The sequence below is a fragment of the Pseudomonas sp. 10C3 genome (assembly GCF_036346185.1).
Taxonomy (GTDB): domain Bacteria; phylum Pseudomonadota; class Gammaproteobacteria; order Pseudomonadales; family Pseudomonadaceae; genus Aquipseudomonas.
This window is the reverse complement of sequence record NZ_JASJVE010000025.1, coordinates 29416-49129: the sequence shown is the minus strand read 5'-3', so window position 1 is coordinate 49129 and position 19714 is coordinate 29416. Positions and strand designations below refer to the sequence as shown.

The 19714-nt window shown below is 56.6% G+C and carries 19 protein-coding genes; 3 read left to right on the top strand and 16 right to left on the bottom strand.

The genetic code is table 11. The annotated features are described in order from the left end of the window. Positions 1-34: 34 nt before the first annotated feature. The 3 genes from recX to QN399_RS21410 all read right to left on the bottom strand — a co-directional run bounded on the left by recX (position 35) and on the right by QN399_RS21410 (position 2155). On the bottom strand, positions 35-502 hold the full coding sequence (gene recX, locus QN399_RS21420) for a recombination regulator RecX (protein WP_322180439.1): 468 nt from the start codon (positions 500-502) through the stop codon (positions 35-37). Between the two features lie 8 nt (positions 503-510). Next, positions 511-1569 (bottom strand): recombinase RecA, encoded by a 1059-nt coding sequence (gene recA / locus QN399_RS21415; RefSeq protein WP_330201605.1) that lies wholly within the window; start codon positions 1567-1569, stop codon positions 511-513. An 85-nt stretch (positions 1570-1654) separates the two neighbouring features. Further along, positions 1655-2155, bottom strand: a complete 501-nt coding sequence (locus QN399_RS21410) for a CinA family protein (RefSeq protein WP_322180443.1) — start codon at positions 2153-2155, stop codon at positions 1655-1657. Between the two features lie 501 nt (positions 2156-2656). On the opposite strand from QN399_RS21410, the gene mutS reads away from it, so the two are divergent. Further along, entirely contained in the window at positions 2657-5224 is a 2568-nt protein-coding gene (gene mutS, locus QN399_RS21405) for a DNA mismatch repair protein MutS (protein WP_322182773.1), read from the top strand. A 237-nt stretch (positions 5225-5461) separates the two neighbouring features. Beyond that, positions 5462-5785 carry a ferredoxin FdxA gene (fdxA, locus tag QN399_RS21400; RefSeq protein ID WP_322180445.1) on the top strand — a complete coding sequence of 108 codons (324 nt, stop codon included), beginning with the start codon at positions 5462-5464 and terminating at the stop codon, positions 5783-5785. Between the two features lie 594 nt (positions 5786-6379). Here fdxA and rpoS read toward each other — a convergent pair. From rpoS to QN399_RS21360, 8 genes are all read right to left on the bottom strand, one after another. Continuing rightward, a complete protein-coding gene (rpoS, locus tag QN399_RS21395; protein ID WP_219061263.1) occupies positions 6380-7384 on the bottom strand; it encodes an RNA polymerase sigma factor RpoS in 1005 nt (334 codons plus the stop codon). A 106-nt stretch (positions 7385-7490) separates the two neighbouring features. After that, a complete protein-coding gene (locus QN399_RS21390; RefSeq protein WP_322180448.1) occupies positions 7491-8336 on the bottom strand; it encodes a peptidoglycan DD-metalloendopeptidase family protein in 846 nt (281 codons plus the stop codon). Between the two features lie 186 nt (positions 8337-8522). Further along, positions 8523-9158, bottom strand: a complete 636-nt coding sequence (locus QN399_RS21385) for a protein-L-isoaspartate(D-aspartate) O-methyltransferase (RefSeq protein ID WP_322182776.1) — start codon at positions 9156-9158, stop codon at positions 8523-8525. Between the two features lie 41 nt (positions 9159-9199). After that, a complete protein-coding gene (surE, locus tag QN399_RS21380; RefSeq protein WP_322215306.1) occupies positions 9200-9949 on the bottom strand; it encodes a 5'/3'-nucleotidase SurE in 750 nt (249 codons plus the stop codon). Next, positions 9937-10995: a tRNA pseudouridine(13) synthase TruD gene (gene truD / locus QN399_RS21375; RefSeq protein WP_322180453.1), complete on the bottom strand. Its 1059-nt coding sequence runs from the start codon at positions 10993-10995 to the stop codon at positions 9937-9939. The genes surE and truD overlap by 13 nt, the downstream gene beginning before the upstream one ends. Then, on the bottom strand, positions 10992-11465 hold the full coding sequence (gene ispF / locus QN399_RS21370; RefSeq protein ID WP_219061259.1) for a 2-C-methyl-D-erythritol 2,4-cyclodiphosphate synthase: 474 nt from the start codon (positions 11463-11465) through the stop codon (positions 10992-10994). The genes truD and ispF overlap by 4 nt, the downstream gene beginning before the upstream one ends. A 52-nt stretch (positions 11466-11517) precedes the next feature. Continuing rightward, entirely contained in the window at positions 11518-12363 is an 846-nt protein-coding gene (gene fghA / locus QN399_RS21365) for an S-formylglutathione hydrolase (RefSeq protein ID WP_322215303.1), read from the bottom strand. Between the two features lie 8 nt (positions 12364-12371). Next, positions 12372-13484 carry an S-(hydroxymethyl)glutathione dehydrogenase/class III alcohol dehydrogenase gene (locus tag QN399_RS21360; RefSeq protein ID WP_219061257.1) on the bottom strand — a complete coding sequence of 371 codons (1113 nt, stop codon included), beginning with the start codon at positions 13482-13484 and terminating at the stop codon, positions 12372-12374. Positions 13485-13589: 105 nt separating this feature from the next. On the opposite strand from QN399_RS21360, the gene QN399_RS21355 reads away from it, so the two are divergent. Beyond that, on the top strand, positions 13590-14486 hold the full coding sequence (locus QN399_RS21355) for a LysR substrate-binding domain-containing protein (RefSeq protein ID WP_322180458.1): 897 nt from the start codon (positions 13590-13592) through the stop codon (positions 14484-14486). Between the two features lie 16 nt (positions 14487-14502). Here the strand turns inward: QN399_RS21355 and ispD are convergent, their stop codons facing one another. From ispD to QN399_RS21330, 5 genes are all read right to left on the bottom strand, one after another. Next, positions 14503-15210: a 2-C-methyl-D-erythritol 4-phosphate cytidylyltransferase gene (gene ispD, locus QN399_RS21350; RefSeq protein ID WP_322180460.1), complete on the bottom strand. Its 708-nt coding sequence runs from the start codon at positions 15208-15210 to the stop codon at positions 14503-14505. Beyond that, complete coding sequence (gene ftsB / locus QN399_RS21345) at positions 15207-15485, bottom strand: cell division protein FtsB (RefSeq protein WP_219061254.1); 279 nt, start codon at positions 15483-15485, stop codon at positions 15207-15209. The genes ispD and ftsB overlap by 4 nt, the downstream gene beginning before the upstream one ends. Positions 15486-15650: 165 nt before the next feature. After that, positions 15651-16940 carry a phosphopyruvate hydratase gene (gene eno / locus QN399_RS21340; RefSeq protein ID WP_322180463.1) on the bottom strand — a complete coding sequence of 430 codons (1290 nt, stop codon included), beginning with the start codon at positions 16938-16940 and terminating at the stop codon, positions 15651-15653. A gap of 153 nt (positions 16941-17093) precedes the next feature. Continuing rightward, positions 17094-17939: a 3-deoxy-8-phosphooctulonate synthase gene (gene kdsA / locus QN399_RS21335; RefSeq protein WP_330201604.1), complete on the bottom strand. Its 846-nt coding sequence runs from the start codon at positions 17937-17939 to the stop codon at positions 17094-17096. 5 nt (positions 17940-17944) lie between these two features. Further along, positions 17945-19576 carry a CTP synthase gene (locus tag QN399_RS21330; RefSeq protein WP_322180467.1) on the bottom strand — a complete coding sequence of 544 codons (1632 nt, stop codon included), beginning with the start codon at positions 19574-19576 and terminating at the stop codon, positions 17945-17947. Positions 19577-19714: the final 138 nt, after the last annotated feature.

The window sequence follows — 19714 nt, the reverse complement described above, 5'->3', positions numbered from 1 at the left end:
GCCCCGGGCAAGCTCAGCGGCTTGTCCACTTCGCTCAGTCATCCGCACCCCGGCCGCTCAACAAGCGGCCGATCATGTCCAGCGGATAACCCCGATAGCTAAGGAAACGTCCCTGCTTCGCACGCTCGCGAGCGTCCACCGGTAGTTTCCCGGCAAACTTGCGTCGCCAGGTTTCTTCCAGCTGAGCCTGCCAGTCGAAGCCACTCTCGCGTAATGCCTGCTCTATATCTGCTCGTGGCAAGCCACGCTGCCCAAGTTCTTCACGGATGCGCAAAGGCCCTTGCCCCGAGCGAGCACGGTAAGAAACGAAGCTTTCGAGGTATCTCGACTCGGACAACAACCCTTCTTCCGTAAGCCGGTCAAGGGCAGGTTCGATCAATTCAGGAGGAGCGCCGCGCTGACGCAACTTGCGCGCCAGCTCGACTCGACCGTGCTCGCGACGTGCGAGCAGGTCCATTGCAGTACGCCTTACGGCGACAGGCGTATCAAGCACCGCTGTCATAGGCTGTATCAGATATCGACGTCGGCTTCGGCCAGATCAGCAGCAGCCACTTTACCGGATGATGCCTTGGTGTCGACACTTGGAGTCAGCAGCTTTTCACGAATCAGCTTCTCGAGGTTCGCACCAATTTCCGGATTATCCGCCAGGAACTTGGCCGAGTTGGCTTTGCCCTGACCAATTTTGCTGCCCTGATAGCTGTACCAGGCACCGGATTTCTCTACAAAACCGTGAAGTACAGCCAGATCAATGATCTCGCCGTTCAGGTAAATACCCTTGCCGTAGAGAATCTGGAACTCAGCCTGACGAAACGGCGGAGCCACTTTGTTCTTTACGACTTTGACGCGGGTTTCGCTACCTACAACTTCATCACCTTCTTTCACCGCGCCAGTACGGCGAATGTCCAGACGGACCGAAGCATAGAACTTGAGCGCATTACCGCCCGTGGTGGTTTCCGGGCTACCGAACATCACACCGATCTTCATACGGATCTGGTTGATGAAGATGACCAGGCAGTTGGCGTTCTTGATGTTACCGGTGATTTTACGTAACGCCTGTGACATCAGACGGGCCTGAAGGCCTACGTGCATGTCACCCATTTCGCCTTCGATTTCAGCTTTCGGAACCAGGGCTGCTACGGAGTCGATAACAATAACGTCGACGGCGTTGGAGCGCACCAGCATGTCGGTGATTTCCAGCGCTTGCTCACCGGTATCGGGTTGCGATACCAGCAGGTCGTCAACATTGACGCCAAGCTTGCCCGCGTATTCTGGATCGAGCGCGTGTTCAGCATCGACGAATGCACAGGTAGCACCCAGCTTTTGGGCTTGAGCGATAACCGAAAGCGTCAGCGTGGTTTTACCCGAGGATTCCGGACCGTAGATTTCAACGATTCGGCCTCGTGGCAAGCCACCGATACCGAGGGCGATATCCAACCCGAGTGAGCCGGTAGAAATAGAAGGAATCGCCTGGCGGTCATGATCCCCCATGCGCATAACGGCACCTTTGCCGAATTGACGCTCGATCTGACCCAAGGCCGCAGCCAAGGCTTTCTTCTTGTTCTCGTCCATTGAAGTCCTCACGTAATCAATAAGGCCTGACGGCCACAACACCTGTATAAGTAGACAGTATTATTCCACAGGGTGGAGCGCTCGCCTACCCCCGTTTTAGTATTTCTCCAGCCGCGAGCTGTATCAGCCCCTCTAGCGCGGCCTTTACCGTTTGTCGGCGGACCTGATCACGGTCACCGTCAAACTGTCTGCGCTCGGAAACGAGCTGCTGTCCCGCGCCCCATGCAAGCCATACCGTCCCTACCGGCTTGTCCGCCGAGCCACCATCAGGCCCGGCAACGCCACTGACCGCGACAGCAAACTGTGCCCCGCTTTTTTCCTGTGCGCCCGACACCATGGCCTCGACCACTTCGCGGCTGACCGCTCCCACCGAACCGAACAGTTCGGCTGGCACGTTCAACTGACGGGTCTTTTGCGCGTTCGAATAGGTGACATAACCGGCCTCGAACCAGGTAGAGCTGCCGGGTATACGGGTAATCGCCTCGGCAATCCCTCCCCCCGTGCAGGATTCAGCGGTGGTTACTTGCGCCTTCAACGATTGCAGATGCTTGCCGAGTACAGCCGCAAGCTGGGTAATATCATCCACGACCTTCTCCGATTTTCAGCACGTCAGACGAGACACCGTACACGAGCTTTTTATACGTGCAAGGACAGAAGCATTCGACCACTCCGCCCCTTGGATCACGCGCGATTGAATGGCTACCGACCTCTCTTGACCGGTTTTTTAACGGTTTCAATCATTGTTTCTCTGGGGCGCTTTTTTGCCTCGTCGACAGAGATGAAGCGACCATTGACTGCATCTCGACCACGTTTATTCGACATAAGAACATCCTTGTTCCTGCTGTTCTCTGGAATGAAACAGCTTGAATGCAAGCGTAGCCATCTCTGCGCAATAGCCCATCGCAAAGTCGTAACCAGGCTTTTCGCCAGGCTCCACTCTGCGAGGCAAGATCGTGCGTGTTAACCTTGCGCCCATTGTAAAAACAGACGGGCACAGGACTTCATCCACGTCGATGAGCTCCGCAAGGCGCCCGACATCTGGCCCACACTTTTGACGAATTCGCCTAAAAAACCGATGAATAAAGCATTGACTGACCTGTCTTCCCACACCCCGATGATGCAGCAATATTGGCGGTTGAAAAATCAACACCCTGATCAGTTGATGTTCTATCGCATGGGCGACTTTTACGAAATTTTCTACGAAGACGCCAAAAAAGCCTCCAAGCTGCTGGATATCACGTTGACTGCGCGCGGCCAGTCGGCGGGACAGGCGATCCCTATGTGTGGGATTCCTTACCATGCGGCCGAAGGCTATCTCGCGAAGCTGGTGAAGCTCGGCGAGTCGGTAGTGATCTGCGAACAGGTCGGCGATCCCGCGACCAGTAAAGGCCCGGTGGACCGTCAGGTCGTGCGAATCATTACACCCGGCACGGTCAGCGACGAAGCGCTACTCGACGAACGCAGGGACAACCTGATTGCTGCGGTATTGGGCGATGAACGCCTGTTTGGCCTCGCTGTTCTGGACATCACCAGTGGCAATTTCAGTGTTCTTGAAATCAAGGGCTGGGAAAACCTGCTGGCGGAGCTGGAGCGCATCAATCCAGTCGAGCTGATGATCCCCGATGATTGGCCACAGGGCTTGCCCGCCGAGAAGCGACGAGGGACCCGGCGTCGTGCGCCGTGGGACTTCGAGCGCGATTCGGCGTTTAAAAGCCTGTGCCAGCAATTTTCTACCCAGGACCTCAAAGGCTTTGGTTGCGAGAACCTGACACTGGCTATCGGAGCCGCAGGTTGTTTGCTCGGTTATGCCAAAGAAACCCAGCGCACCGCTCTCCCGCATTTGCGCAGCCTGCGCCATGAACGTCTGGATGATACGGTCGTACTCGATGGCGCCAGTCGACGCAACCTGGAGCTGGACACCAATCTGGCAGGCGGACGCGAAAACACTCTGCAATCGGTCATGGACCGCTGCCAGACCGCCATGGGCAGTCGCCTGCTGACACGCTGGCTGAATCGCCCGTTACGTGACTTGAGCGTGCTGCAAGCCCGACAAAGCTCGATCACATGCCTGCTCGAACGTTACCGCTTTGAACACCTGCAGCCGCAGTTGAAGGAAATTGGCGATATCGAGCGGATTCTCGCCCGGATTGGCCTGCGCAACGCACGCCCGCGTGATCTGGCCCGCCTGCGCGACGCCCTGGCGGCATTGCCCGAGCTACAACGAGCAATGACTGATTTGGAAGCACCGCACCTCCAGCAACTGGCGCTGACGACCAGCACCTACCCGGAATTAGCGGACCTGCTGCAAAGAGCTGTCATCGACAACCCGCCTGCAGTCATTCGTGATGGCGGCGTGTTGAAAACCGGCTACGACGCCGAGCTCGACGACCTGCAATCGCTCAGCGAAAACGCCGGACAGTTTCTGATTGATCTGGAAGCCCGAGAAAAAGCCCGCACGGGGCTGGCCAACCTCAAGGTCGGCTACAACCGGATTCACGGCTACTTTATCGAGCTGCCAAGCAAGCAAGCCGAGCAGGCGCCCGCCGACTATATCCGACGCCAGACGCTCAAAGGCGCCGAGCGCTTCATCACCCCTGAGTTGAAGGCGTTCGAAGACAAGGCGCTGTCAGCCAAGAGCCGCGCACTGGCTCGCGAAAAGATGCTCTACGAAGCGTTGCTCGAAGACCTGATCGGTCATTTGGCGCCCTTGCAAGACACGGCTGCGGCATTGGCTGAACTGGACGTACTGAGCAACCTGGCTGAGCGCGCGCTGAACCTTGACCTGAACTGCCCACGCTTCGTCGATGAGCCGTGCATGCGCATCGAACAAGGCCGGCACCCGGTTGTCGAGCAAGTGTTGACCAGTCCATTCGTCGCCAACGATCTGGCGCTTGATGACAACACTCGAATGCTGGTGATCACCGGACCGAACATGGGCGGTAAGTCGACATACATGCGCCAGACCGCCCTGATCGTTTTGCTGGCTCACATCGGCAGCTTCGTACCTGCAGCCAGTTGCGAGCTGTCGTTGGTGGATCGGATCTTTACCCGGATCGGTTCCAGCGACGACCTGGCAGGCGGCCGTTCTACCTTTATGGTGGAAATGAGCGAAACCGCGAACATTCTGCATAACGCGACCGACCGCAGCCTGGTATTGATGGATGAAGTTGGCCGTGGCACCAGCACATTCGACGGATTATCACTGGCGTGGGCTGCGGCAGAATGTCTCGCCCAGTTACGCGCCTATACGCTGTTCGCCACCCACTATTTCGAGCTGACTGTACTCCCGGAAAGCGAGCCGCTGGTTGCAAACGTGCATCTGAACGCCACGGAGCACAATGAACGAATCGTCTTCCTGCATCGTGTCTTGCCCGGACCTGCCAGCCAAAGCTATGGCCTGGCAGTCGCCCAGCTGGCGGGGGTTCCAGCCAAGGTCATACTGCGCGCAAAGGAACACTTGCAGCGTCTGGAAACAACGAGCCTGCCCCATGAGGCGCCCCGATCAGTCCCTGGCAAACCATCGACCCCACAGCAAAGCGATATGTTCGCCAGCCTTCCGCACCCGGTACTCGAAGAGTTGTCAAAAACCAAAGTAGACGACCTGACACCGCGCCAGGCGCTAGAGTTATTGTATGTCTTGCAGACGCGCATCTAACGGCAATCGCTGCAAGCTGTTAGAATCCCGCGCGGCTTGGGATGCTGCGGGTTTTTAGCCTGACTCCGCAGATTATCCGAGCCGCGTGAAAGCGAACGAACAACGGTAAGGCAAGGCGCGATGCCGTATAAGCGCCTTGCCACTGAATGTATTGGTTTCACACGGCCTGGGAAGTTCCCGAACTTAGCAGCCCTGCTGGAAGGGCTCAGCTACCGCCGCCTGAGGAGATAATTAGAAATGACCTTCGTCGTCACCGACAACTGCATCAAGTGCAAGTACACCGACTGCGTAGAAGTGTGTCCGGTGGACTGCTTCTACGAAGGCCCGAATTTCCTGGTGATTCACCCGGATGAGTGCATCGATTGTGCGCTTTGCGAGCCTGAGTGCCCGGCACAGGCAATCTTCTCGGAAGATGAAGTGCCTGAGGATATGCAGGTATTTATCCAGTTGAACGTAGAGTTAGCGGAAATCTGGCCGAATATCACCGAGAAGAAAGAAGGCCTGCCCGATGCTGAAGAGTGGGATGGCGTCAAAGACAAGCTCAAAGATCTAGAGCGCTAAGTCGTATTGCTCTTACAAAAGGCCCCTTCGGGGCCTTTTGTATTTTAAGTCTTTAAACAGGGTCCGCCCAACGGGCCCTGCTGCGCCGGCAGTTTTCCGCAGGCAAAAAAAAGGGCGGTATGACCCGCCCATATTGTCCTTAATCCCTGTAATCCCTTTCATCATCCTGATGAATCGCATCCTGCGATGTCCTTGACTGTCATCCTTAACGGCCTGTGTCTATCCCTGGACACAGTTCTTATCTTAGTGATTTCACCGCCAGGAGCAACCGTTAAAAGTTTTCAAAAAGAGTCCTGGCCGACCAGTCATTAAAATTAAATATCATTTAAAATCAACAAACTACACAAATAATAATAAAACAAAGACAATATCGCCCCCTTAAACTTACGATCACTTACACCACGCGTAAGCAAAGGCTTACATAAAAAACGCCCTATTGCTCGTCGCGCTAAACGTATGAAAGGCATCATCTAATAAATCATGGAACACCCGCAGCCACTTATCCACCTCGCGAATATAAAAACACCCCGACCCAGTCGAGGTGTTTTTATAAATCGGTCGCACAACGTCGCACACACTTGAGTCCATGCACTGCTATTGAAACAGAGACTCGCTCGACAGACCGTTCTTTTCAAGAATTTCACGTAAGCGCTTGAGGCCCTCGACCTGAATTTGCCTGACCCTTTCGCGGGTCAAACCAATTTCCAGACCTACGTCTTCCAAGGTACTGCTTTCGTGCCCTCGCAAGCCGAAACGCCTTATTACCACCTCTCGCTGCTTATCGGTAAGCTCGGAAAGCCACTGATCGATACTCTGGGAAAGATCATCGTCCTGCAGCAATTCACACGGGTCTGTAGGGCGATCATCGGTCAGCGTATCGAGCAAAGTCTTGTCAGAATCTGGACCGAGGGAAACGTCTACGGAGGACACCCGTTCATTGAGCCCAAGCATGCGTTTGACCTCGCCAACCGGCTTTTCGAGCAGGTTGGCGATTTCTTCAGGAGAGGGTTCGTGATCAAGTTTCTGGGTCAATTCACGAGCAGCACGCAAGTAAACGTTAAGCTCTTTGACCACATGAATGGGCAACCTGATCGTACGGGTCTGATTCATGATGGCACGCTCAATGGTCTGGCGAATCCACCATGTCGCGTAAGTTGAGAAGCGGAAACCGCGTTCAGGATCGAATTTCTCGACCGCCCGGATCAGGCCCAGGTTGCCCTCTTCGATCAGGTCAAGCAATGAGAGTCCACGATTGACGTAGCGTCGGGCAATTTTTACCACCAGCCGCAGATTGCTTTCGATCATGCGTTTGCGCCCTGCCGGATCACCGCTCTGCGACAAACGCGCAAAGTGGACTTCTTCTTCCGGCGAAAGCAGAGGAGAGAAACCAATTTCATTCAGATACAACTGAGTGGCGTCGAGCGCCCGGGTGTAGTCGATGTACTTGTGTTGCTTGAGCGTTGTGGAGTGTTTGGCTTTGGCGCGGGCAGGAGTTACAGCAGTTTCCTTGCTCGAAACCTTGTCCAGAACGATGCCGGGTTCCATAAGGAGCACCTCATCGTCGATGTCAAACTCCGGCGCTTCTTTGCTGAGAGCCATTGTTATAGTCCTTTGGTGAGTTCGACCTCAAGCCCTAGCGGCGCCTAACTTCCATGGCAACGCTTGAGCCTGTCCCCTCTACGCCAGGAAACAGGCTGGTAACCGATCAACGACGTGGCAGGAATTCCAGAGGATCTACAGGTTTACCTTGACGGCGAATCTCAAAATGCAGTTTCACCCGGTCAGTCCCCGTTGACCCCATTTCAGCAATTGTCTGTCCGACCTTGACCTGCTGCCCCTCCCGAACCAACAGCCTACGGTTATGTCCGTAAGCACTGACGTAGGTGTCGCTGTGTTTGATGATTACTAACTCGCCGTAGCCCCGCAAGCCACTCCCGGCGTACACCACCGAACCATCAGACGCAGCCAAAACAGGCTGTCCCAAATCCCCAGCGATATCAATTCCTTTATTCAAACTACCGTTTGAAGAAAATTTACCTATCAAAATGCCATTAGATGGCCACGCCCAACCCGCGGGTGAACGTCCTACAGCCTGTATCGGCGTTGTCGCAGGAGTCCCGGCAGGAGCAGGAACGATTACCGGGACAACCCCGATAGGGCGAGAGATCACTGTCGTTTTGATCGAACCGGAAGGGGCTACATCGGATGTGGAAGCGACTGACGTCGGCGCGGAACTTGACCGGCCATCAAAGCGAATTGTCTGCCCCGGGTGGATGGTATAGGGAGCAGGAATCTGATTGCGTTCGGCCAGCGCTTTCCAGTCCCAACCGTAACGAAATGCAATAGAGAACAGGGTATCGCTACGCCGCACCACGTACTGCCCGGTCGTAACCGCCTGCCGTTGGGGCGCCGTCTTGTTACGATCGACAACCCTCACCCCTCCAGAAGGCGTGCTGGAGCAGCCGGCCAGAAATATACCGAGGGCAATGCCAATCACCAGGCGCTGAAAGCTTGCTATGGACATACACTGTCGAATGACTGTGAGACTCACCCGCCACTCCCTTTACTGGTGACTGAATTTAAGTTGCCTATTGTGCCGTAATAACGGCTGGCAGCTAATACTTAACTGGTTACAAAACCGTGCGTTACAGCACTTATTCAAGATACTGCGTTAACCTGCTCGTCGGCTATAGGACCTTGATGACCGGACAGAATTCATTACGGGCCGTAACAAGCCTCACGCCAGTGGCCCATTGAGCAAGGGCACGAATCGCACCGCGCCCAGCACATGACGGGAAAAACCATTCTCCTCGCGGATGATCAACATCAATTGCTGGACCTCGCCTGAGCCGACCGGAATGACCAAGCGTCCACCCGGCGCCAATTGATCAAGCAAGGCCTGCGGAACATCGGTCGCCACTGCAGTCACTATGATGCCGTTGTAAGGCGCCAGAGCAGGCCAGCCTTCCCAGCCATCGCCCCAGCGAAAGACCACATTGCGCAGATTCAGCTCGACCAGTCGCTCCTTGGCGCGGTCCTGCAAAACCTTGATGCGCTCCACCGAAAAAACTCGCTCCACCAGTTGCGCCAGGACTGCGGTCTGATAACCCGAGCCGGTGCCTATCTCCAGCACCTTGTCCAGAGGACCGGCTTCCAGTAGCAGCTCGCTCATTCGCGCAACCATGTATGGCTGGGAAATGGTCTGGTTATGGCCAATCGGTAATGCGGTGTCTTCGTAGGCACGGTGTGCCAGCGCCTCATCAACGAACAAATGCCGTGGCGTTCGCCGGATCACTTCCAGCACCTGAGCGTTGGACAGGCCTTCTTCGTACAAACGTTGAATCAAACGCTCGCGGGTGCGTTGGGAGGTCATCCCGATCCCGCGTCGTAACAGATCATCTTGCTCGCGCGACATCAACCGAGCCCCTCTAGCCAGCCGTTGAGGCTGCTGAAACCGTCCTGATAGGTTCGGTCCAGCTGCAGCGGGGTGATCGACACGTATCCTTGCATGACCGCGTGAAAATCGGTCCCTGGTCCGCCGTCTTCAACATCGCCTGCCGCTGCAATCCAATAGCCGACCTTGCCACGCGGATCGACAACCTTGACCGGAGCAGCCGCGCGGGCGCGATGCCCCAGGCGGGTCAGTTGAATACCGCGGATATGCTCAAGCGGAAGGTTCGGGATGTTGACGTTTAGCACCGTGCGCGGCGGCAGGTCGAGCTGTTCATGGGCTTCGACCAGCATGCGGGCAAAGTGCGCGGCCGTCGGCAGGTTGTCTACCAGACGCGATAACAATGAGAACGCAAACGACGGGCGCTTGAGAAATCGCCCCTCCAGCGCGGCGGCCACCGTGCCGGAATACAGCACATCATCGCCGAGGTTGGCCCCCAGATTGATGCCCGAGACAACCATGTCCGGCTGCAGATCAAGAAGCCCGTTGAGCCCAAGATGCACGCAATCGGTTGGCGTACCGTTCAGGCTGATGAAGCCGTTGGCCAACGTGTGGGCGTGAAGCGGGCGATCAAGCGTCAGAGAGCTGCTTGCACCGCTTTTGTCTTGATCAGGGGCAATGACCACGCACTCCCCATAGCCCGCCAACGCTGCATGAAGCGCAGCCAAACCCGGTGTCGTAACCCCATCATCGTTAGAAATCAGAATGCGCATGAGCTGTCCGTCTGCCCCACCGCCACCAGATCGACGAGTTCACGCACCAATACGGTGGCGAAGCATCCGGCCGGAAGGACGAATTCTAATTGCAGAATGTCAGGCTCGGGATAATGCCACGTCAATCCACCAATGGGCAGCCGCAGGATACGACGTTCATGTTCCATGCCTGCTTTGATCAGCCAATCGCGCAACGCGGGTTCGCGATCAGCGACGGCTTGTTCAAGCATGCCCGTGACGCCGGTCGCAGGCGAATCACCCTCGCCCCACTGCGGCCCGGTCGGGTGCAGGTCAAGAATAGCCAGACGAGGATCGCTGCATTCAGCCTCGCCAGCAGGGAAAAAGCTGCGACTATCAGTGAACGCCAGCAGATCGCCCACTTGCGCCCGCTGCCAACTGCCATCCGCCACTCGCGCCGCCAACACCTGATTGAACAGATAGCTGCGAGCCGTCGACAACAGCCGCGAACGCACATTGCGTTGTTCCGGCAATGCCTGGCGCGATGCGTACTCACGGGCTTCGCCCAGATTACCGCCCTGCCAACCGAAGCGCTGGGCACCAAAATAATTGGGGATGCCGTGGCTGGCGATCAATTCGAGGCGCGCCTGCAAGGCCACGTGATCCGCCTGCAACTGGGTCAGGCGCAAGGTAAAGCCATTGGCCGCGTGAGCGCCGCGATTCAGTTTGCGTTTATGACGGCCAATCTTCAGGATTTTCAGGGTATCGTCCTGAGCCGCTGACAGATCAGGGTCAGCCTTGCCCGGCAAGTGCAAGCTGAACCACTGTCGCGTCAACGCCTGACGATCCTTCAAGCCCGCATAACTGACGGTTCGCAACGGCACACCGGCAGCACGCGCCAGGCGGCGGGCCGCTTCTTCAGTGTTCAGGCCTCGCTTCTCGACCCATAGCCACAGATGCTCACCGTCGCCGGACAACGGAATATCCAGGACTTCATCGACCTGGAAATCTTCGGCCGTGGCTTTGAGTACCGCAGTACCCAAGGCGTCACCGTAGGCGCGCGGGCCAAGCAATTCGAGTTCCGTCATGCCGAGAGCAACAAGGCGACAGCATGAACCGCGATGCCTTCTTCACGGCCAACGAAGCCAAGTTTTTCAGTGGTGGTAGCTTTTACGTTCACTTGATCCAACTCGACGTGAAGATCCGCGGCAATCAGCGCGCGCATCGATTCGATATGCGGGGCCATTTTCGGTGCCTGGGCAACAATGGTGGCGTCGATGTTGCCGACTTTCCAGCCTTTGTTATTGACCAATGTGACCACGTGACGCAACAAGGCGCGACTGTCTGCGCCCTTGAATTGCGGGTCCGTGTCCGGGAAATGCCTGCCGATATCCCCCAACGCGGCCGCGCCGAGCAAGGCATCGCTGAGTGCATGCAGCAGCACGTCGCCATCGGAATGGGCGAGCAGCCCGAAGCCGTGCGCGATCCGCACGCCACCCAAGGTGATGAAATCGCCTTCAGCGAAACGGTGCACATCGTAGCCGTGGCCAATACGCATAAAAAAACGCCCCGAAAAAGTCAGGGCGTGATTCTACCTACTTTGTCGAACATTAGCCGCTTAGAGCGACCCCATGATGACGTAAGTGATCTTCGATAAAGCTCGCGATGAAGAAATAGCTGTGGTCGTAACCGGGCTGCATACGCAAGGTGAGTGGATGCCGAGCAGATTTTGCCGCCTGCACCAGCGCCTCAGGCATAAGCTGATTGGCGAGGAAATCATCACGATCACCCTGATCGACGAGGATCGGCAATTTTTCCGAAGCCTCGGCGATCAACACACTCGCATCCCATTCGCGCCAGCGCGAACGCTCATCCCCAAGGTAACGGGAAAAAGCCTTCTGGCCCCATGGGCAGTCCATCGGATTGCTGATCGGCGAAAAAGCTGACACTGATTGATAGCGCCCCGGATTACGCAAAGCGCACACCAATGCCCCGTGTCCACCCATGGAGTGACCACTGATTCCACGCCGGTCCGAGGCCGGAAAATGCGCCTCGACCAGTACCGGCAGCTCGTTCACCACATAGTCATGCATGCGGTAGTTCTTCGCCCATGGTTGCTGGGTGGCGTTCAGATAAAAGCCGGCACCCAGCCCAAAATCCCATGCACCATCCGGATCACCCGGTACATCCGGCCCGCGCGGGCTGGTGTCGGGGGCGACGATAATCAAACCCAGCTCGGCCGCGATCCTTTGTGCCCCTGCCTTATGCATGAAATTTTCATCGGTACAGGTCAATCCAGACAGCCAGTACACCACCGGCAATTTACCGCCCTGCTCCGCTTGCGGTGGCAGGTAAACGGCAAACACCATGTCGCAGCCGAGCACATCGGAGTGATGCTTGTAACGCTTGTGCCAGCCACCGAAGCTTTTCTGGCAGGACAGGTTTTCCAGGCTCATGACAGACCTCAGAAATGGATGACGGTGCGAATGCTCTTGCCTTCATGCATCAGCTCGAAAGCCTTATTGATGTCTTCCAGGCCCATGGTGTGGGTGATGAAAGTATCCAACGGGATTTCGCCCTTCTGTGCCATGTCGACATAGCTCGGCAATTCAGTGCGACCCCGTACACCGCCAAACGCCGAGCCGCGCCAGACGCGCCCGGTGACCAGTTGGAAAGGTCGGGTTGAAATTTCCTGACCGGCGCCAGCCACGCCAATGATCACCGACTCACCCCAACCTTTGTGGCAGCACTCAAGCGCCGCACGCATGAGTTGCACGTTGCCGATGCACTCGAAGGAGAAATCCACACCGCCGTCAGTGAGATCAACGATCACGTCCTGAATCGGGCGATCGTAATCCTTAGGGTTGATGCAGTCGGTAGCGCCCAGTTGTTTGGCGATTTCAAACTTGGAGGGATTGATGTCGATGGCGATGATGCGCCCGGCCTTGGCCTTGACCGCGCCAATCACCGCTGACAAACCGATCCCACCCAGACCAAAGATCGCCACGGTGTCGCCCGGTTTGACTTTCGCGGTGTTCAGTACCGCACCAATCCCGGTAGTGACGCCGCAACCGAGCAGGCAGACTTTTTCCAGCGGCGCGTCTTTGGATATTTTCGCGACCGATATTTCCGGTAATACGGTGTATTCGGAGAAGGTCGAGGTGCCCATGTAATGGAAAATCGTCTGGCCTTTATAAGAGAAGCGCGACGTACCATCCGGCATCAAACCTTTGCCCTGAGTGGCGCGAATGGCTTGGCACAGGTTGGTCTTGCCCGACAGGCAGAATTTGCATTTACGGCATTCCGGGGTGTACAGCGGGATCACATGATCACCGACTGCAACTGAGGTCACGCCTTCGCCGATTGCTTCGACGATTGCACCACCTTCATGACCGAGGATCGAAGGGAAGATGCCTTCCGGGTCAGCGCCAGACAAGGTGTAGGCATCGGTGTGACACACACCGGAAGCGACGACCCGCAGCAGCACTTCACCGGCCTTGGGCATCGCGACATCGACTTCAACGATTTCGAGCGGTTTCTTGGCTTCAAAGGCAACGGCAGCACGTGACTTGATCATCAATCTTCTCCGACGAAGTAAAAACAAGCCTGAGAGTGTAAAGCAGTGCTGATTAAGGAATAATCGGGCTAAAAGCAAAACATTATTGCTGTACAGGGACAATCGATGTACGCCAATCGCTGGGAAGGGCTGGATGAGTTTGTGGCGGTGGCTGAATGCGGGCAGTTCACCGCTGCGGCAGAACGCTTGGGCGTTTCGTCATCACACATCAGCCGACAGATCGCCAGGCTCGAAGAGCGCCTGCAAACCCGGCTGCTGTATCGCAGCACCCGACGCGTAGCCTTGACCGAAGCCGGGCAGACATTTCTTCAGCACTGTCAGCGCCTGCAAGATGGGCGCGAAGAAGCACTGCGCGCGATAGGCGACCTCACCAGCGAACCTAAAGGCCTGCTGCGCATGACCTGCGCCGTGGCGTATGGAGAACGCTTCATTACACCGCTAGTGACCGGCTTCATGATGCTGTATCCACAATTGCGCGTGGATATCGAGCTGAGCAACCGCACGCTGGACCTGGTGCATGAAGGCCTCGATCTGGCGATTCGCCTGGGTCGTCTGCAAGACTCAAGACTGATTGCTACCCGCTTGGCGCCTCGGCGCATGTACCTGTGCGCATCGCCCTCTTACCTTGAGCGTTATGGGCGACCGCACAGCCTGTCGGAATTGAACCGTCACAACTGCTTGATCGGTAGTAGCGACACGTGGCAACTGCAGCAAAATGGTCGGGAATTCTCGCAACGGGTTCAAGGCAACTGGCGCTGCAACAGCGGGCAGGCCGTGCTTGACGCGGCGCTGCAGGGGATCGGATTGTGTCAGTTGCCGGACTACTACGTGCTTGAACACCTGAACAGTGGCGCGTTGATTTCGCTGCTGGACGCTCATCAACCCCCCAACACGGCGGTCTGGGCACTTTATCCACAGCAACGGCATCTGTCGCCCAAGGTGCGCAAGTTGGTCGAGCATTTGAAAGCCGGGTTGGCGCTGTGTAAAGAGTATCGCGATTAAAGCGACTTCGCCGGGCTCAACCTTTGAAGTCTCGACGCTGACGCAGCCATTCTAGGTCTTCGGGGCGCGTCACCTTGATGTTGTCTGAACGCCCCTCGATCAGCCTGGGAGACTGACCTGCCCATTCGATGGCGGAGGCTTCATCGGTGATACTGACATCCGATACCAGACTGTCAGCCAAGGCACGGTGCAGTGCGCCGAGGCGGAACATCTGCGGCGTATAGGCCTGCCAGATCAAGCTGCGATCAACAGTTTCAGTGACGCGCCCATTACTGTCCGCACGCTTGAGTGTGTCGCGAGCCGGAACGGCCAACAGACCACCGACAGGATCGTCAGCCAATTCGTACAGCAGCGTGTCCAAGTCTCCGCGCGATAGATTCGGACGAGCCGCATCGTGAACCAGCACCCAGTCATCGTCATGAGCGCCTTGCGCGTGGAGATGCAACAGCGCATTGAGCACTGAGTCTGCCCGCTCCCGCCCGCCCGCCACGCGCTGGATCCGCGAGTCAGCAGAGCATGCCAGGGTCGGCCAATAGGGATCATCCACAGCCAGGCTGATCACCAGTCCCTTGAGTTGGGGGTGATCGAGAAAACAATTAAGGCTGTGTTCGAGAATAGTGAGTCCGCCCAGTTGCAGGTACTGCTTGGGCCGGTCAGCCGCCATGCGAGCGCCAACGCCCGCGGCAGGAATCACTGCCCAGAAGGCAGGTAGAACAGATGTCATTGGGCCAACTGATAAAGGGTTTCGCCGTCCTTGACCATGCCCAATTCGTGACGCGCCCGCTCTTCAACGGTCTCCAGGCCTTTTTTCAGCTCAAGCACTTCCGCATCAAGAACCCGGTTGCGTTCCAGTAGCGTATCGTTTTCAGCATGCTGATCAGCGATTTGCTGGGTCAGACTGGCCACTTGCGCCAGGCTTCCGTTGCCCACCCAAAGGCGATACTGCAGGCCGGCCAGCAGCAGAAGCAAGATGAGGAACAACCAGTTAGGACTGCGCATTGAATATTCAGGTACTCAGTGGAAAAGACAGCGATGCCGACACGTTGGAAATCGAGCGAGGGCATTGAGCCCGGCAAAACCAGGCTCAATCACTCATGCGCTGGCAGAATCGTCAGCTATGCCGACTTTTCTTACAGCGCCCGTTGTCTTTTTACCATCTCCAGCTCAGCCGCGAAACTCACCACGACCGTTGTATACAGCCTTGGCGCCCAATTGCTCTTCGATACGCAGCAGTTGGTTGTACTTGGCGATGCGATCAGAACGGCTCAGAGAACCGGTTTTGATCTGACCTGCGGCCGTACCGACAGCCAGATCGGCAATGGTCGAGTCCTCGGTTTCGCCGGAGCGGTGCGAGATGACAGCCGTATAACCCGCTGCCTTGGCCATCTGAATGGCTTCCAGGGTTTCGGTCAGGGTGCCGATCTGGTTGAACTTGATCAAGATCGAGTTGCCGATCTTTTTATCGATGCCTTCTTTGAGAATCTTGGTGTTGGTCACAAACAGGTCGTCGCCAACCAATTGCACTTTCTCACCCAGTTTGTCGGTCAGAACTTTCCAGCCAGCCCAATCGGACTCGTCCATGCCATCTTCGATGGAGATGATCGGATAACGGCTGACAAGACCGGCCAGGTAATCAGCGAAACCCGCCGAGTCGAACTTCTGACCTTCGCCAGCCAGATCGTATTTGCCGTCTTCGTAGAATTCGCTGGCCGCGCAGTCCAGCGCCAGGGTCACGTCGGTGCCTAGCGCGTAACCGGCGTTGGCCACCGCTTCAGCGATAGCACCCAAGGCGTCTTCGTTCGAAGCCAGGTTCGGTGCGAAACCGCCTTCATCGCCGACAGCAGTGTTCAAGCCACGGGCTTTGAGCACAGCTTTCAGATGATGGAAAATTTCGGTGCCCATGCGCAGCGCTTCGGAGAAGGTCTTGGCGCCAACCGGCTGCACCATGAACTCCTGGATATCGATGTTGTTATCGGCATGCTCGCCACCGTTGATGATGTTCATCATCGGCACCGGCATTGAGTACACACCCGGCGTGCCGTTGAGGTTGGCGATGTGCGCGTACAGCGGCAGATCCTGATCCTGAGCGGCAGCTTTGGCTGCGGCCAGCGACACAGCCAGGATCGCATTAGCGCCCAGGCTGGCTTTGTTTTCGGTCCCGTCCAGGGCGATCATGGCACGGTCCAGCGCTTGCTGGTCCAGCGGATCCTTGCCCAGCAACAGGCTGCGGATCGGGCCATTGATGTTAGCTACAGCCTTGAGAACACCTTTGCCAAGGTAACGACCCTTGTCGCCATCACGCAGCTCGAGCGCCTCACGCGAGCCAGTGGAAGCACCGGACGGCGCGCAGGCACTGCCGATGATACCGTTATCGAGGAGCACATCTGCTTCCACGGTGGGATTGCCACGGGAGTCGAGAACTTCACGACCTTTGATGTCGACGATTTTTGCCATTGTTGTAAACACTCCAAGATTGACGAAAGCGACACAGCTGAGGGAATCAATTATCGCCGTCAGGCGTTGTGCAGCGGGCAGGTCTGACGAGGATAAGCCTCTGGCCCGTGGGCCAGAGAAATACCGAGCGGCACTTTACCGGAGAAACCGGTTTTACGCGGTCTCTACCGTCGGAAAACTTTTCACAAGTTCATCCAGTGCCTTGAGCTGAGCCAGGAATGGCTCGAGCTTGTCCAGACGCAAGGCGCAAGGACCATCGCATTTTGCGTTATCCGGATCCGGATGCGCTTCGAGGAACAACCCGGCCAGACTCTGGCTGAGACCGGCCTTGGCCAGATCGAAGACCTGAGCCCGACGACCACCAGCAGAATCGGAGCGACCACCTGGCATTTGCAAGGCATGAGTCACGTCGAAGAATACCGGATACTCGAACTGCTTCATGATGCCGAAGCCGAGCATGTCCACGACCAGGTTGTTGTAACCGAAGCTGGAACCACGCTCGCACAGAATCAATTGATCATTCCCGGCTTCTTCGCACTTGGCCAGGATATGTTTCATTTCCTGAGGGGCGAGAAACTGGGCTTTCTTGATGTTGATCACCGCACCGGTCTTGGCCATTGCCACGACCAGATCGGTCTGCCGCGATAAAAACGCCGGCAATTGGATGATGTCGCAAACCTCAGCCACTACCGCAGCTTGCTCAGGTTCGTGCACATCCGTGATCAGCGGTACACCAAAGGTCTTTTTGATCTCTTCAAAAATCCGCATGCCCTCTTCCAGGCCTGGGCCACGGTAAGAGGTCACGGACGAACGATTGGCCTTGTCGAAACTGGCCTTGAACACGTAAGGGATACCGAGCTTTTCGGTGACCCTTACGTACTCTTCGCAGACCTGCATGGCCATGTCCCGCGATTCCAGCACGTTCATGCCACCAAACAAGACAAACGGCTTGTCGTTGGCAATCTCGATCGCGCCTACACGGATGATCTTTTGCGCCATAAAAGTCAGGCCTTCTTCTGATGTTGCGTCAAAGCCGCCTTGACGAAACCGCTGAACAACGGGTGACCGTCGCGCGGTGTCGAGGTGAACTCAGGGTGGAACTGACAGGCGACGAACCAAGGATGATCCGGCGCTTCGATCACTTCGACCAAAGCACCGTCACCGGACCGACCGGTCACTTTCAGGCCCGCTTCGACCAGGCTTGGCAGCAGCTTGTTGTTCACTTCATAACGATGGCGATGACGCTCGACGATCACGTCTTTAGCATAGCAATCGCGCACCAGCGAACCAGGCTCCAACTGGCAATCCTGCGCGCCAAGACGCATGGTGCCGCCGAGGTCGGATGTTTCAGTGCGGGTTTCAACGGCACCGGTGGCATCTTCCCACTCGGTGATCAGACCCACGACCGGATGGCCACTGGCGCGATCGAACTCGGTAGAGTTGGCGTCTTTCCAGCCCAACACGTTGCGCGCGAACTCGATAACCGCTACTTGCATGCCCAAACAGATACCCAAATAAGGGATCTTGTTCTCGCGAGCGAATTTTACAGCAGTGATCTTGCCTTCAACGCCACGCAAACCAAACCCGCCCGGAACCAGAATCGCGTCGACACCTTCGAGCAAGGCAGTGCCCTGATTCTCGATGTCTTCGGAGTCGATGTAGCGCAGGTTGACCTTGGTGCGATTGGAAATACCGGCATGGCTCATCGCTTCAATCAACGATTTGTAGGCGTCGAGCAGCTCCATGTACTTGCCGACCATGGCGATGGTGACTTCATGCTCAGGGTTGAGCTTGGCGTCGACCACTTGTTCCCACTCGGACAAATCAGCACTGCCGCATTGCAGACCGAAACGCTCAACGACGAAATCATCAAGCCCTTGAGCGTGGAGCATGCCCGGAATCTTGTAGATGGTGTCGGCGTCTTCCAGCGAGATGACTGCGCGCTCTTCAACGTTGGTGAACAACGCAATCTTGCGCCGCGAGGCAATATCCACGTGATGATCCGAGCGGCAGATCAATACGTCTGGCTGCAAACCGATGGAGCGCAGTTCTTTGACCGAATGCTGAGTCGGCTTGGTCTTGGTTTCGCCAGCAGTGGCGATATAAGGCACCAGCGTCAGGTGCATCAACATCGCACGCTTGGCGCCGACCTCGATGCGTAACTGGCGGATAGCCTCAAGGAACGGTTGCGATTCGATGTCACCGACGGTGCCACCGATCTCGACCATGGCGACGTCAGCATCGCCAGCGCCCTTGATGATCCGGCGTTTGATTTCGTCGGTGATGTGCGGAATCACCTGGATGGTCGCGCCCAGATAATCACCACGGCGCTCTTTGCGCAGGACGTGTTCGTACACACGCCCCGTGGTGAAGTTGTTGTTCTGGGTCATGGTGGTGCGGATGAACCGCTCGTAGTGGCCCAGGTCCAGGTCGGTTTCGGCGCCGTCATGAGTGACGAACACTTCACCGTGCTGGAATGGGCTCATGGTGCCCGGGTCCACGTTTATATAGGGGTCAAGCTTGAGCATGGTGACCTTAAGTCCCCGCGCCTCCAGGATGGCCGCCAGTGAAGCAGAGGCAATGCCTTTCCCCAATGAAGAAACAACACCGCCCGTGACGAAGATGTAGCGCGTCATGAAAAACCCTAGAAGTCTGCGTTAAAGCGGTCAGAGCCGCCGGGGAGAGCGAAGGAAGGCCGAAGCCCCCAATTACCAATTAATTTCACAGTGCACTCCTGAAAATTGCTGCGTTGGGACCGGCAGACTGAAAAAGCT